This window comes from Paenibacillus sp. sgz302148 (assembly GCF_056120465.1).
The window spans coordinates 1-13,033 of record NZ_JBVYOJ010000028.1 but is presented as its reverse complement, the minus strand read 5'-3'; the positions used below and the strand labels follow the sequence as shown (position 1 = coordinate 13,033).

The following is a 13,033-nucleotide window of genomic DNA, read 5'->3' as shown; positions in this document are numbered from 1 at the left end:
GAAGCAAATTTTTACAACGGGTCATCATAGCCAGTATAAGAAATAGTGCTGCTTTTTGTCCATCCTTGTTTTATTTATGAAAGGTTGCTGATAAATGATATAAAAAATACTCCGTCCGATCGCAGACGAAGTATTTGAGGATTCATTTTATAGTTTGGTTACGCTCACTTGCTCGAGCAGCCGCCGCACGTCGTCAGGACGTACGTTGCCGGCCTCCATCATCAGCGCGTTGGCCGAGCCGGCGGCGGCAGCGAGCGCAAGGCAGCGCTCGATCGGCTCCCCGGCGGCGAAGCCGGAAGCCATGCCCGCGACGAACGAATCGCCGCAGCCGACGGTATTGACCGCCTCGATGCGCGGTATCGTCACGCGATAGAGCGCGCCTTCGAAGCCGACGACGGCACCTTCGGCGCCCATCGATACGGCAACAAGGCCTAGCCCGCGCTCGAGCAGCTTGCGGATGCCGTCTTCGACATCCTCCGGCGATGTGCCGCTGGAACGCAGCAGCGCAGCCATTTCGTCCTCGTTCGGCTTGATCATGAAAGGCTTCGCTTCGATGCCGCGAAGCAGCGCTTCATTGCTCGAATCGAGGAACACGGTCGCGCCTTCCGCCTTGGCGATGTCCACAAGCTCGGCATAGATGCCCGGTTCGATGCCTTTCGGCACGCTGCCGGAGAAAATAACGATCCGCGACTGCTTCGCGAGCTCGCGAATCTTCAGCCGCATCGCTTCGGTTTGCGCCGCGTCAATCGTCGGCCCCGGCTCCAGCAGCTCGGTCGAGCTGCCGGTCGATTGGTCGATGATGTTCAGGCACAAGCGCGACTCGCCTGCGGCACGGACAAAATCATGCGCGATGCCCTGCTCGTCCAGCGCGCGCTCGATAAAGTCGCCGTTGCTGCCCGCAACAAAGCCGCTGGCAACGACATCGTTGCCGAGCTGGCTTAATACACGCGCCACGTTAATGCCTTTGCCGCCGGGAAAAGCGAACATTTGCGGAATCCGGCTGATTTTTCCCGTCTCAAAGCTAGGCACATAATAGGTTTTGTCGATCGCCGCGTTTAACGTGACGGTCGTAATTCGGCCTCGCGCGCTCATCGGAAATCTTTCGCTCTGCCGATTGCGCCGCAAAGACGCATTTTTTCGATTGCCGCCGCTTTGAGCGCTTGTTTCGCCGGTACCATGTATTTGCGCGGATCGTTTTCGTCCGGATTAGCCGCGAATACTTCTTTGATCGCGTCGGAGAACACGATGCGCAGCTCGGTTGCGACGTTCATTTTCGCCATGCCCAGGGACACGCAGCGTTTCACTTGCTCTTCCGGAATGCCGGAACCGCCGTGCAGTACGAGCGGAACGCACACCTTGTCGGCAATCCGTTTGATCCGGTCGAAGTCGATTTTCGGCTCGCCCTTGTAGATGCCATGTGCCGTGCCGATTGCCGGAGCCAGCGTTGGAACGCCCGTCAGCTCGATAAACTTCGCGCACTCGTCCGGGTCAGCCATGAGCGCTTCGTTGTCCGCTACGACGATATCGTCTTCGACGCCGCCGACTTTGCCAAGCTCCGCTTCGACGTTCACGCCGACGGCGGAAGCCGCTTCAACGACGCGTTTCGTTTGGCGTACGTTTTCGTCGAACGGCGAATGCGATGCGTCGATCATGACCGACGTATAGCCCGCGCGGATACACTGCATGATCGTTCCGAAATCCGTGCAATGGTCCAGGTGCAGCGCGATCGGAATGTTGACGCGGTCCGCGGCTACTTTAGCCGCAGCGGCGATGTAATCTGCGCCAAGGTGCTTCACGGTACCGACCGTAGATTGCAGAATGAGCGGAGAATCGGTTTCTGCGGCCGCTTCTACGCAAGCTTGCAGCATTTCCAGCGTGTGCACGTTAAACGCGCCGATACAATAACCGTTTGCTCTTGCCGTTTGCAGGAGCGGAGTCGATGATACTAATGGCATGATGAATTTCCTCCTCGGGATGGTAGATTAGTGCGCTTGCTTCCTTGCCTGGCGTTGCTTTATAGGTGAACAGCAACTTTTAGCGGAGCGGCTCTCCGGCTTCTCCGCCAATCGTTGCTTGGAATACTCGTTGCCTTGCCGCTAGTTTTTTCCGAATTCCCTATGAATATCCTCAAAGGTAATTTTACGCTAACTCCGCGAGCCGCTCGCGAGCGAATACGGCGCTGCCGATGATGCCGGCATCGTCATTGTGCTCGGCCGGCGCGATCGTCAGGCGATCCCAGTAGATCTTGATCACGGACTTCTGCAGCTCGCGGCGCATCGGAGCGAACAACCGGTCGCCGGCCAATGCCGCGCCGCCGCCGATGACGATAATGTCCGGGCTGAGCATCGTTACGGCATACGCTAAGCCGCGGCCCAGCAGCTTGCCCGTATTCTCCATGACGTCGATGGCGACTTGATCGCCCAGATCGAACGCCTTCGACACGTCCGACGCTTTCAGCTGCTCGAGCTGCTCGCCCGGGAACCACTCGCTCATCACGCTTGTCCGGCCTTGCGCGATCAGATCGCGAGCTTGACGGGCAATCCCCGTTGCGGAAGCAATCGTCTCGAGACATCCGGTTAAACCGCAGCCGCACTTGTAAGGAATTTGATCGAACGGGATATGTCCCAGCTCGCCGGCCATAAAACCGCCGCCGTAATACAGCTTGCCATGGTTGACCAGCGCGGACGCCATGCCTGTGCCAAGCGTTAAGCCGAACACGTTGTCGTATCCTTTGCCCGCGCCTGCCATCGCTTCGCCGTATACGTACATCCGCACGTCATTGTCGACGAAAACCGGCACGCCCAGGCGGCGGTTCATTTCGTCGGCTACGCGGACGTTGTTCCATTTCAAGTTGCTCGCGAAGATCGTCATGCCCTGCAGCGGGTCGACGAACCCCGGCGTGCCGATACCCATTCCGGCGAGTGCGGACATGTCGAGTCCTTGCTCTTGCATCAGCTGGCGAACAAGACCGGCGATTTTGTCAAACACATGGTCGCTGCCTTGCGCGACGTCCGTCGTCGTTTTCAGCTTGCGGACGAGCCTGCCTTCGCTATCGATCAAGCCGCATACGATATTCGTGCCGCCGATATCCGTCCCGATATAATATTTCATCCTCCGATTCCCCCATACCCCATCGATTTAACGCGGAATTTCCGCAACATGCAGCGCGATGCGCAGCTTATGAAGCTGCTGTTCCAGCTCTTGGCCGAGCCGCGCGTCGGTAATGCAGGCGTGCAGCGCGGACAACGGCGCTACATTAAATAACGTCGCCCGCCCGACCTTGGAATGGTCGAACACCGCGATCGTTTGATTCGACCTTGCAATGAGCATTTTGGCGATTTGCGCCTCCAGCTCGGAATACGCCGTAATGCCGTGCCGGGCGGTTAAGCCGTCGATGCCGAGGAACATTTTGCCGATATTAAGATCGGCGACGATCTTCTCGGTCAGCGGGCCGCATAGCTCAAAGCTCTTGCTGCGCATAACGCCGCCGGTCAGCACCACCTGCAGCTGATCGTTATCGGCCAGCTCCATCGCGATGTTGACCGCATTCGTGACGACCGTAATGTTGCGGCGCGCTTTGATCGCCCGCGCGATCAAATACGTCGTCGTGCCGCCCGTCAGGCCGATAATGTCGCCTTCTTCGATCAACGTCGCGGCTTTGGCCGCGATCGCTTCCTTCTCGAGCCGAAGCGATTGCGTTTTTTCATTAAATGAAGCTTCGTGATTCATCATGAAGCCTTCGGCTTGCGCGCCGCCGAGCGTCCGGATCAGCTGCCCGGACCGTTCGAGAACGTCTAGGTCGCGGCGAGCCGTCGCCTCCGAAATTTGAAACCGGTCCATCATTTCTTGAATGGACAACCGCCCCTGCAATTTCAGCATGCTCAGCATCTGCTCGCGCCGACGTTCTCCTTTGGATAAGGAACGTTCGGTCATTGCCTGCTCACTCCCCATGACGGGAATTTATATGTTTTTCTCAAAAAGGTAAAAAATAGATGTATAACGTGCCATCGTCCCGATTGCCTACGATCAATTTCCTCATGATGTAACGCAGGGTTTCGGCGTTAATGAAATTTTACATGATCTTTTTGATCTTTTCAATCATATTTTCGATAAATAATGATCGTTTCATTCATAATCTGCCGTCAAAAACCAAAAAAGCATCCCTACCTGCCGTTTCGGCAAATCGTAGGGACGCCTTTCAAGCTGATCTTAAGCTTTGTAGCCTTGAATAAATTGCACGGCTTTGCGAATATCCACTTCCGGCTGCGTGCCGACTTCGCGCTCGATCGTTAAATATCCTTTGTAGCCGATTTCCTGCAGCGCCTTGAAGTAGTTGTCGAAATCAACCTTGCCTTCGCCCAGAGGCAGCTCCGCGAAAATTTCGCCGGAAGCGACCATTTGCGCGATTTTGCCATGGTCCATCGGCTCGTAGCCGAGCGCTCCGTAAATTTCGCGAGGATCGACTTCGCGGTAACGTACGCCGTCTTTCACGTGCGTATGTACGATATAATCTTTGAGCAGCTTGACGCCTTCAACCGGGTCGTCGCCCGTGACCATAACCATGTTCGCCGGATCGAAGTTGACCGAAAGGCCGTTCGAGCTCAGCTTGTCGAGAAACGCTTTCAAATGCGCCGCCGTTTCCGGACCGGTCTCGATCGCGAAATACGCGTTCAGGCTGCTCGCATAGTCGGACAGCTCCTCGCATGCTTCCAGCATCGTCTTGTATACTTCGCTGTTCTCGTCTTGCGGCACCATGCCGATGTGCGTCGTTACGATGTTCGTGCCAAGCTCAACCGCGAGGTCAAGAATCCGTTTCGACTTCTCGATTTTGGCCGGATTTGCGTTTTTGTCTTGGAAGCCGTGACCGCCCAAGTCGCCGCACAATGCGGAAATTTCCAGACCCAGCGATGCGATATATTCTTTTAACTCCTTGCGCGCTTCCGTGGACAAGTTGTCCGGATCCATTTCTCCGCTGACCGCGTAAATTTGCACGCCGTCCGCGCCTACTTCCTTCGCCTTCAACAAGCCTTGTCTTACGCCTACGCCGAAGCTGTCGACAATTACGCCGATTTTGTTCGTCAGAGCCATTCGTAACAACCTTCTTTCCTCATTTTTTGAAATAAATTTTCTTTTTAAACAATAATTTCGGTGTAATGATCTTTCGTATTGATTATAGCATGATCATCCAGTATGATGGTAGTAAAATAGTAAAATTTTTTTCATGGATTTAAGGACAATTATTAAAATTTTTTTCACAAAAGGTGGGGGCAGCTTGTCAACGATTTTACTTGCTATCGAAGAGAAGCTGGCCAGCTTGCACCAAAAAGAACGCAAGCTGGCGGAATACATTTTGCAGCAGCCCGACGCCGTCGTGAATATGGGCATTACCGATTTGGCCGCTCAGTCCGAAACGAGCGCCGCCACGATCACCCGATTTTGCAAGTCGTTTCATTTCAAAGGATTTCCCGATTTCAAAATGAAGCTGACCGCCGAACTTGCCCAGCAAGCCCAGCCGGATTCCGAGCAATCGTACCAAGATATCATTGCCGGCAATCCGCTCGCCAGCATCGTTTCGGCGATTCAGTCNCCGATTTCAAAATGAAGCTGACCGCCGAACTTGCCCAGCAAGCCCAGCCGGATTCCGAGCAATCGTACCAAGATATCATTGCCGGCAATCCGCTCGCCAGCATCGTTTCGGCGATTCAGTCGAACCACCTCCGTTCGATTTCCGACACGACCCGGCTGCTCGATATGGAGCAGCTCGAACGCGCCGTGCGCGCGCTTCGCGAAGCGCGGCAAATCGATTTGTACGGCGTGGCGACGTCCGGCATCGTGGCGCAGGATTTTTACCAGAAGCTGATCCGGATCGGCAAGCGGGCGACGGCATTTTCCGACCCGCACTTGCAAATTACGTCCGCATCGACGCTGACGAAGAAAGACCTCGTGCTCGCAATCTCCTACTCCGGGGAAACGCCGGAAACGATCGACGCGTTGAACTGTGCCAAGGCACAAGGCGCAACGACGATTTCGCTGACCAAATTCGGGGCGAACACGTTGTCCGCGCTATCCGACATTTCCTTGTTCACCTCCTCGCTTGAGGAAGGGATGCGCCGAGGCGACATGGCTTCCCGCATCGCGCAGCTGCATGTGATCGACATTTTGTTCACCGGCCTTGTCAGCGATCAGTTTAAGGAATTGGTGCCCAAGCTGGAACAATCGTACCATATGGTGCGAAAGTATAGAAAAGAAAAGGAGCTTATACGATGAACATCCTTACGTTTCAGACGAATCAAGAGCTTAACGAGGCCGGCGCGGGCATCTTCACCAGCCTTGTGCAAACGAATCCTTACGCCGTCCTTGGCCTCGCCACCGGCAGTACGCCGATCGGCATTTACCAGGAGCTTGTGAAGGCGTACCAAAAAGGCAGCGTCAGCTTCAAAAACTGCAAGTCGTTCAACCTGGACGAATATTGCGGGCTGCCGGAGGATCATCCCGAAAGCTATCGCAGTTATATGAATCATCATTTATTCGATCATATCGATTTGCCTAAAGAACAAACGTTTATTCCGAACGGCAACGCAGCCGACCTGAACGCCGAATGCGCCAATTACGACCTGATGCTGGAGCAGGCGAAACAAATCGACCTGCAATTGCTCGGTCTTGGCCATAACGGACACATCGGCTTCAACGAGCCGGACGACACGCTGAGCAGCGGCACGCATGTCGTCACCTTGAAGGAATCGACGCGCAACGCAAACGCCCGCTTCTTCCCTTCGATCGACGATGTGCCTACACACGCCTTAACGATGGGCGTCGGCACGATTCTGAAAGCGAAGACGATCATGCTTGTCGTTCGCGGCGCCGATAAGGCGGAAATCGTTCACCGTGCATTAACCGGTCCGATTACGACGGATTTGCCGGCTTCCCTACTCCAAACGCATCCGCAGCTCGTCGTACTGCTGGATGCAGAAGCAGCGAGGTATTTCGCATGAAAACACTGATTACGAATGCAAAAGTCGTCACCTTGGAGCAAGTGATCGAGCAAGGCGCCGTCGTATTGGACGGCGGCAAAATCGCATACGTCGGTAAAGCCGCTGACGTGCCGGGCGCGCTGGCGCAAGCTTGCGAGGAAACGGTTGATGCGGCAGGCGGCTGGGTGCTGCCCGGTTTTATCGACATTCACGTTCACGGCGGCTATGGCTGCGACTTCATGGACTCAAGCAAAGAAGTGCTGGACACGATTACCCGTTTCCACCGCGATAACGGGACGACGTCCATGCTCGCTACGACGATGACGGCGACGAAAGAAGACATCGAGCACGTACTCGGCGAAGTATACGACTATATGATGGGCGAAATGCCATACGCGCAGCTGTTCGGCGTTCACCTTGAAGGTCCGTTTCTGAATCCGAAGTATTGTGGTGCTCAAGATCCCTCAAAAATGCTCGACCCGCGCCTGGATTGGATTCAAGGCTGGGTCGCCGATTATCCGGGCATTATTCGCCAGCTATCGCTTGCTCCGGAACGTGACGGCGCACTCGAAACGATCAAATGGGTGCGCAGCCAAGGCATCGTCGCCGCGCTCGCGCACACGAACTCTACGTACGCGGAAGTGCAAACCGCCGTCGAGCACGGCTTGAACCATGCGGTGCATACGTTTAACGCGATGACGCCGCTCCACCACCGCGAGCCGGGCGCTGTCGGCGCCGTCATGAGCGAAGACCGCATCTGCGCCGAGCTCATCGCCGACGGGCATCATGTTCATCCGACGTGCATCGGCATTCTCGCCAAGCTCAAGACAAACGACAACATGATCCTGATCACCGACGCGATGTCCGCGGCCGGCCTTGGTGACGGCCAATATGCGCTGGGCGGCCTCGCCGTAACCGTCAAGGACGGCGTCGCCCGCCTGACAGAGGGCAACAGCTTGGCCGGCAGTACGCTGACGATGATCGAAGCGTTCCGCTACGTCGTACAGAAGGTTGGCTTGTCGGTGCAGCATGCCAGCCGGATCGCGAGCTATACGGCGGCCAAACAGTTCGGCATCGACAACGTGACCGGCAGCATCGCCGAAGGCAAACAAGCCGATGTGCTGCTCGTCAGCGAAGCGCTGGAGCTGCAGCGCGTATGGGTCAAAGGCAAAGCTTAATCGGAATATACAAAAACAGGGCTATCCCGGAAGTCTGCGGCCGGGTTGCCCTGTTTTTCTTAGACTTTAATGCATCTGATCTCGATGTTCCCGCCATTCATTGACCCCTTCCTCCAGATGGAATGCTGTAAATCCCTGATGCCGCATAATTTCCACCGCCTGAGCAGCAAACACGCAATAAGGCCCGCGGCAATAAGCTGCAATTTGAATGTTTTTTGGAAGACTCTGAAGATAATGATCGAGTTCCTCCATCGGGACGGAAATAGCTCCCGGAATGTGATCGGCCTCATATTCATCAGCCGGACGCACGTCCAGAAGAATAATGCTTCCTTTATCCATTTTTTCTACTACTTCATCCAGAGAAAGGGTCTGCAGATTTTCACATTGGCTCATAAAATCCGTTTTAATTCGACCGATGTCCCCCAGGTGCATTTCGCTTATTTTCCATAAGGATGTCAAGAATCCTGCGATATCAGGACTCGCCAGCGAATAAATGACATACGTCCCCTTCTTGCTAAACTTCACCAGGTTGGCATCGAGCAGAATCTGAAGATGCCGTGATACGTTAGCCACACTCATCTCCGTTGCATTGGCCAATTTTTCCACCGACTTTGGTCCTTGTGATAACAAATGCATGAGTTCCAGCCGTTTATCGCTGGACAAGCATTTCCCGATTCGGGCGAATTGCCGGTACAAGTCATCTTTGAAATCTCGAACAGGAAGTGCTTGATTCATGTCTTACACCTCTTCTAAATTATTCAATGAATTATTTGAATTATAATCATGATTTCGTTTTTTCGTCAAGACAGACCCCCACTTCATTTTATCCAACTCGTACCGGTTACCGTCTGATCAATTCTTTAATCTGAAGCAGCAGGTATCCAACCTGTTAGTAACGCTCCGCCCTCCGAATGATTGCCTGCGGCAAGTTCACCTCCGTGTCGTCTTATAATACTTTGCGAAATGGTTAATCCTAATCCGCTGCCTCCGGTTGAACGGTTTCTGGATACTTCGCCACGATATAGAGGTTCAAAAACTCGTTGCAGATCTTCTGAAGAGAAGCCCGGTCCCGTATCGCGTATCGCAAACTTGACTTTGTTACCGTCTTTATAACATTGAACAATAATTTCACCATTGGCCGGTGTATGTCTGACGGCATTATCCAAAAAATTGTTCATCGCACGTTCCAATAAGTGCATGTCGCCGCTAACGAAGCAGTCGTCTGCAGTAGGGTTCGAGATCGAGATGTGCTTTTGCCGAGCTAGCGGACTTAGACTGTCAATCGACTTCTGAAGGACGAGTTTCAAGTCAATCGTCTGGTTGTGAGGATTCATCTCCAAATACTCCATCTTCGTAAATGTGAAAAGATCCTCTACCAACCGGTCCAATTGCGCCGATTTTTCCTTACAAACCGTCAAATATTTTGTTATTTGATCGGGAGATTGGGCAATGCCTTGCTCCAGACCATCCAAATACCCTCGTAAGGCGAATAACGGGGTCCGTAAATCATGCGCGACAGCTGCGATCACGAATCGACGTTCTTCTTCCGATTCCGCTTGTTTTTGAAAAGATGTTTGAAGCCCCTTCACCATCGCTTCGAAACCAGCGCGAACTTCGGAGATTTCGGTGATTCTGGACCGTGGTAACTCCGCCTCCCAATCTCCCGCGGCGATTTGTCGAGCTGCAAAGCTCATCTTTTCTAGAGGCTTAAGAAGGAACCTTCGCATTTCAACACCGATAATAAAGAAAGCTAACAATAGTCCGGCAAATAACGCGATGATCTGAACCGTATTTGATTTCGGCAGGTAAATGACGACCTTTCCGAGCAAATGACCGCCCTCTATGACGGAGAACCGTTCGGTTGACGACGAAGAGCCATGGCGCTCCGGATTAGACTGAAAAATTTCTTGACCTGACGCAGATAGAATAGTCGCCTCTATCTTCGCTTGCCGCAATTGGTTGTGCAATTGGTTTTGCCAATTCGGATCCTTCCATTTGTCCGAGCCCGTTTCGATCAGGTGAATGATGTCGTTCAAATGTTTTTGCAGAATCTCATCTTGCGGCCCGCTTTTTGCGAAGCTGAGCGTATTGGTCTCCATGTAGTGAGCAGTTATATAGAAGATCCACGGCACTAGCATAATGAAGAAGAAGCAAAGCATCGTAAACGTACGGATGCGTAGTGTTCTCATGTCATCCTCCCTCGAAGCGATACCCTACTCCCCATACGTTGACCAGGTATTGCGGATGGTTCGGATCGGATTCGATTTTTTCGCGAAGCCGGCCGAGATGCACCCGAATCGTATGCTTATCGCCTACCCCATCCCAAAATTTTGCAAGTATCTGTTCATAGGAAAAAACATGCCTGGGGTGTTCGGCGAATAATCGCAACAATTCATATTCCCTCGGCGTGAGTACAACATTTTTCCCATCCACTGTCACTTCTCTAGTTGATAGATTTAGCTTGATGCGGCCAAAATCCAAGACCCTTCCATCCATTTGCAGCTGAGAAGCGGAACGACGCAATACGGCTTTTATCCTCGCAACGATTTCGCCGGGCGAAGCGGTTTTGACGATATAATCATCGCCGCCGAGCGTCAGCCCTCGAATCTTGTCCACATCATCGCTGCGTGCGCTCAAGAAAAGGATAGGAACGTTACTCTCCGCCCGAATCCGGCGGCATAGCTCGAATCCGTTTTGTCCCGGCATCATGATGTCCAGGACAATACAATGAATGGAACTCTGCTGGAACAAGGTCCACGCTTGAACGGTATCGCAAGCGGTTATCACGTGAAAATTTTCGAACTCTAAAAAGTCCCTCAACAGCTCAACGATACTTTGGTCATCATCTACGACCAGTATCGTACTTCCCTCGCTCATGAATATCCCACCTTTGAATTCTAGTTTATCATTTTCCCGCAAGAAACCAACGTAACCGCCTGATTTGTGATAAATTGTTTATTGTTTTGTTACCTTTTTACATCTTCGTTTGAGATGTTCGTTTGTTAAAATTTTTGTTGCGAACACAGACGAGGAGGTTTAAAGATGGTAACAGTTCAAATCGTGCTTTTTGATGGCTTCGACCTTCTGGATGCCATAGCGCCTTATGAGGTTTTTTGCGCCGCTGCAACGTATGCTGAAAACGCGTTAAGCGTAGAATTCGTCACCGCCCAAGGACCAAGGTCGGTGGCCAGCGGCATCAACGGATTAAAAATTGAAGCGAGCGGCAGACTGAACCCGGAACGTGCCGACATCATTCTCGTGCCTGGCGCGTCGGGTGACGTCGAAGGGGATGGCCCCGATTCGATCCCGGCTATTCTGGCGCGGGCTATGAATACGGAATTGACCGGTATGGTTGGGCAGGCACTCAGGCACAAAGACATTGTGGTCGCCACGGTTTGCGGCGGCTCCCTGCTGCTAGCCATGGGAGGATTGTTGGAAGGCAGACACGCGGTAACCCATCATCTTGGCATGCATGTGCTCGGAGCGACCGGGGCCATTCCCGTTACGGCACGCGTAGTGGACGACGGCAACCTGGTTACCGGCGGCGGCGTAACTTCGGGACTCGACGTTGCGCTGTATCTTTTGGAACGCGAGCTTGGACCGCGCATCGCACATGCGGTAGAGCAGTTGTTCGAATTTGAACGGAGAGGAACGGTTTGGCGAGAAAAAGGGATTGTCCCTAGTTCTCATAAGGCTGTGACGGGTGAAGAAACGAACAAAGCTGCGGACAAATCGGAGATGGCTTACAGCAACTTGGATACAAATTTACCCAAAGAAACTGACTTCGACGGGGATTGGGATACGACGATCGCTACGCCTGTCGGGAAACTGAAGGTCAAGCTCTCCATATCAACAAGCAATGGGATGATCCAAGGCAGGGCAACTCAAGGGGATGAAACGGTCGAGTTTATAAGTCCCGTACTGCAAGACAATAAGCTTATCTGGTCGCTGCGTATCACGAAACCGATGCGCTTAAATCTAAAATTCGAAGCTGCCGTGGACGGAGATCACATGACCGGAATTGCGAGGGCCGGTATACTGCCGGCATCCAAATTAACGGGATTGCGGGTTTCCTAACCCGGAAATGTATATTGATAATAAAGTGAGGACTTGGGGGTTTTGAATCGCATGAAGAAGCGGAAAACATTATACGGACTTTTAGCCTGCGTCAGTATTTTATTTATCCTGTACGCCTTGGCGGACAATTATATTTTCGATCCCGGAGCCGAGGCATTTTTAAGCCATAAAACCGGACTGAAGCGCGAGCCGAATCTTCCGGTCTGGTTAAACGTGATGCACATTCATGTTGCATTTGCCTGCATCGCCATGGCATCGGGGCTGCTCAACTTTTCTAATCGAATCTTTGAAAAAAGCCGCAAGTTTCATCGCATAAACGGCTACGTTTATTTCGTGTCCGTGCTTCTTGTCGTGCTGACTTCCGGATATATGGCGCCTTACGCCACCGGGGGGAAAGTAAGCAGTATGGGGTTCAACGCGCTTAATATGGTATGGCTGCTTATCACCATAATGGCGCTCGTACAAATCAAGAAAAAACGCATCCTCCGGCACCGGAACTGGATGATCCGAAGTTACGCCTTTTGTTTTACGAACATGTTGATCCACCTCATAACCACCCTTTTTCATCAGGGGTTCGGCCTTATTTACTCTACCGGCTATACAATTGGCGTATACGGCTCCATCGTGCTGCTGCTGGTCATTCCTAACGTCATCATCATAATGATCGGTCAATCAGAGAGGCATGTTAAAAATCCAATTAGTAGAGTAAAGGGCTGAGTAATTCAGCCCCTCCTCATCAAACCGGACGTGAGGTTTTCCCTCATCCGGCTTTCCGATGTTCTTCTTCCTTGTGCATTGCGGTACTTT

The 13,033-nt window shown here is 52.8% G+C and carries 14 protein-coding genes; 6 read left to right on the top strand and 8 right to left on the bottom strand.

What is annotated here, in order from left to right; translation table 11 throughout:
- Positions 1–147: 147 nt before the first annotated feature.
- The 5 genes from pfkB to AC0LWM_RS29020 all read right to left on the bottom strand — a co-directional run bounded on the left by pfkB (position 148) and on the right by AC0LWM_RS29020 (position 5,088).
- Entirely contained in the window at positions 148–1,092 is a 945-nt protein-coding gene (gene pfkB / locus AC0LWM_RS29040) for a 1-phosphofructokinase (RefSeq protein ID WP_474678525.1), read from the bottom strand.
- Positions 1,089–1,955, bottom strand: a complete 867-nt coding sequence (fba, locus tag AC0LWM_RS29035) for a class II fructose-1,6-bisphosphate aldolase (RefSeq protein WP_474678524.1) — start codon at positions 1,953–1,955, stop codon at positions 1,089–1,091. The genes pfkB and fba overlap by 4 nt, the downstream gene beginning before the upstream one ends.
- A 184-nt stretch (positions 1,956–2,139) precedes the next feature.
- A complete protein-coding gene (locus AC0LWM_RS29030; protein ID WP_474678523.1) occupies positions 2,140–3,111 on the bottom strand; it encodes an ROK family protein in 972 nt (323 codons plus the stop codon).
- A gap of 27 nt (positions 3,112–3,138) precedes the next feature.
- Positions 3,139–3,933, bottom strand: a complete 795-nt coding sequence (locus AC0LWM_RS29025) for a DeoR/GlpR family DNA-binding transcription regulator (RefSeq protein ID WP_474678522.1) — start codon at positions 3,931–3,933, stop codon at positions 3,139–3,141.
- Between the two features lie 276 nt (positions 3,934–4,209).
- Positions 4,210–5,088: a sugar phosphate isomerase/epimerase family protein gene (locus tag AC0LWM_RS29020; RefSeq protein WP_474678521.1), complete on the bottom strand. Its 879-nt coding sequence runs from the start codon at positions 5,086–5,088 to the stop codon at positions 4,210–4,212.
- A 133-nt stretch (positions 5,089–5,221) separates the two neighbouring features.
- Between AC0LWM_RS29020 and AC0LWM_RS29015 the strand changes: the two genes are divergently transcribed.
- The 4 genes from AC0LWM_RS29015 to nagA are packed head-to-tail and all read left to right on the top strand — an operon-like array spanning position 5,222 to position 8,149.
- Complete coding sequence (locus tag AC0LWM_RS29015; protein ID WP_474678520.1) at positions 5,222–5,602, top strand: MurR/RpiR family transcriptional regulator; 381 nt, start codon at positions 5,222–5,224, stop codon at positions 5,600–5,602.
- Positions 5,599–6,267 carry a MurR/RpiR family transcriptional regulator gene (locus tag AC0LWM_RS29010; protein WP_474678519.1) on the top strand — a complete coding sequence of 223 codons (669 nt, stop codon included), beginning with the start codon at positions 5,599–5,601 and terminating at the stop codon, positions 6,265–6,267. The genes AC0LWM_RS29015 and AC0LWM_RS29010 overlap by 4 nt, the downstream gene beginning before the upstream one ends.
- A complete protein-coding gene (gene nagB, locus AC0LWM_RS29005; RefSeq protein WP_474678518.1) occupies positions 6,264–6,992 on the top strand; it encodes a glucosamine-6-phosphate deaminase in 729 nt (242 codons plus the stop codon). The genes AC0LWM_RS29010 and nagB overlap by 4 nt, the downstream gene beginning before the upstream one ends.
- Positions 6,989–8,149: an N-acetylglucosamine-6-phosphate deacetylase gene (nagA, locus tag AC0LWM_RS29000; protein ID WP_474678517.1), complete on the top strand. Its 1,161-nt coding sequence runs from the start codon at positions 6,989–6,991 to the stop codon at positions 8,147–8,149. Before nagB ends, nagA begins: the two co-directional genes overlap by 4 nt.
- A 66-nt stretch (positions 8,150–8,215) precedes the next feature.
- On the opposite strand, the gene AC0LWM_RS28995 is transcribed toward nagA, so the two are convergent.
- From AC0LWM_RS28995 to AC0LWM_RS28985, 3 genes are all read right to left on the bottom strand, one after another.
- Entirely contained in the window at positions 8,216–8,884 is a 669-nt protein-coding gene (locus tag AC0LWM_RS28995; protein ID WP_474678516.1) for an ArsR/SmtB family transcription factor, read from the bottom strand.
- 125 nt (positions 8,885–9,009) lie between these two features.
- The gene (locus AC0LWM_RS28990) at positions 9,010–10,338 is read right to left on the bottom strand and encodes a sensor histidine kinase (RefSeq protein ID WP_474678515.1); all 1,329 of its coding nucleotides are present in this window, start codon (positions 10,336–10,338) and stop codon (positions 9,010–9,012) included.
- Position 10,339: 1 nt separating this feature from the next.
- Entirely contained in the window at positions 10,340–11,026 is a 687-nt protein-coding gene (locus AC0LWM_RS28985) for a response regulator transcription factor (protein WP_474678514.1), read from the bottom strand.
- Between the two features lie 165 nt (positions 11,027–11,191).
- Between AC0LWM_RS28985 and AC0LWM_RS28980 the strand changes: the two genes are divergently transcribed.
- Both AC0LWM_RS28980 and AC0LWM_RS28975 read left to right on the top strand, forming a co-directional pair.
- Entirely contained in the window at positions 11,192–12,226 is a 1,035-nt protein-coding gene (locus AC0LWM_RS28980) for a DJ-1/PfpI family protein (RefSeq protein WP_474678513.1), read from the top strand.
- A gap of 51 nt (positions 12,227–12,277) precedes the next feature.
- On the top strand, positions 12,278–12,943 hold the full coding sequence (locus AC0LWM_RS28975) for a DUF2306 domain-containing protein (protein ID WP_474678512.1): 666 nt from the start codon (positions 12,278–12,280) through the stop codon (positions 12,941–12,943).
- Positions 12,944–13,033 lie beyond the last annotated feature (90 nt).

Excerpts from the sequence above, each read along its gene's own strand:
- pfkB (WP_474678525.1), bottom strand. The coding sequence starts at position 1,092 with ATGAGCGCGCGAGGCCGAATTACGACCGTCACGTTAAACGCGGCGATC.
- fba (WP_474678524.1), bottom strand. The coding sequence starts at position 1,955 with ATGCCATTAGTATCATCGACTCCGCTCCTGCAAACGGCAAGAGCAAAC.
- AC0LWM_RS29030 (WP_474678523.1), bottom strand. The coding sequence starts at position 3,111 with ATGAAATATTATATCGGGACGGATATCGGCGGCACGAATATCGTATGC.
- AC0LWM_RS29025 (WP_474678522.1), bottom strand. The coding sequence starts at position 3,933 with ATGACCGAACGTTCCTTATCCAAAGGAGAACGTCGGCGCGAGCAGATG.
- AC0LWM_RS29020 (WP_474678521.1), bottom strand. The coding sequence starts at position 5,088 with ATGGCTCTGACGAACAAAATCGGCGTAATTGTCGACAGCTTCGGCGTA.
- AC0LWM_RS29010 (WP_474678519.1), top strand. The coding sequence starts at position 5,599 with ATGAAGCTGACCGCCGAACTTGCCCAGCAAGCCCAGCCGGATTCCGAG.
- nagB (WP_474678518.1), top strand. The coding sequence starts at position 6,264 with ATGAACATCCTTACGTTTCAGACGAATCAAGAGCTTAACGAGGCCGGC.
- nagA (WP_474678517.1), top strand. The coding sequence starts at position 6,989 with ATGAAAACACTGATTACGAATGCAAAAGTCGTCACCTTGGAGCAAGTG.
- AC0LWM_RS28995 (WP_474678516.1), bottom strand. The coding sequence starts at position 8,884 with ATGAATCAAGCACTTCCTGTTCGAGATTTCAAAGATGACTTGTACCGG.
- AC0LWM_RS28990 (WP_474678515.1), bottom strand. The coding sequence starts at position 10,338 with ATGAGAACACTACGCATCCGTACGTTTACGATGCTTTGCTTCTTCTTC.
- AC0LWM_RS28985 (WP_474678514.1), bottom strand. The coding sequence starts at position 11,026 with ATGAGCGAGGGAAGTACGATACTGGTCGTAGATGATGACCAAAGTATC.
- AC0LWM_RS28980 (WP_474678513.1), top strand. The coding sequence starts at position 11,192 with ATGGTAACAGTTCAAATCGTGCTTTTTGATGGCTTCGACCTTCTGGAT.
- AC0LWM_RS28975 (WP_474678512.1), top strand. The coding sequence starts at position 12,278 with ATGAAGAAGCGGAAAACATTATACGGACTTTTAGCCTGCGTCAGTATT.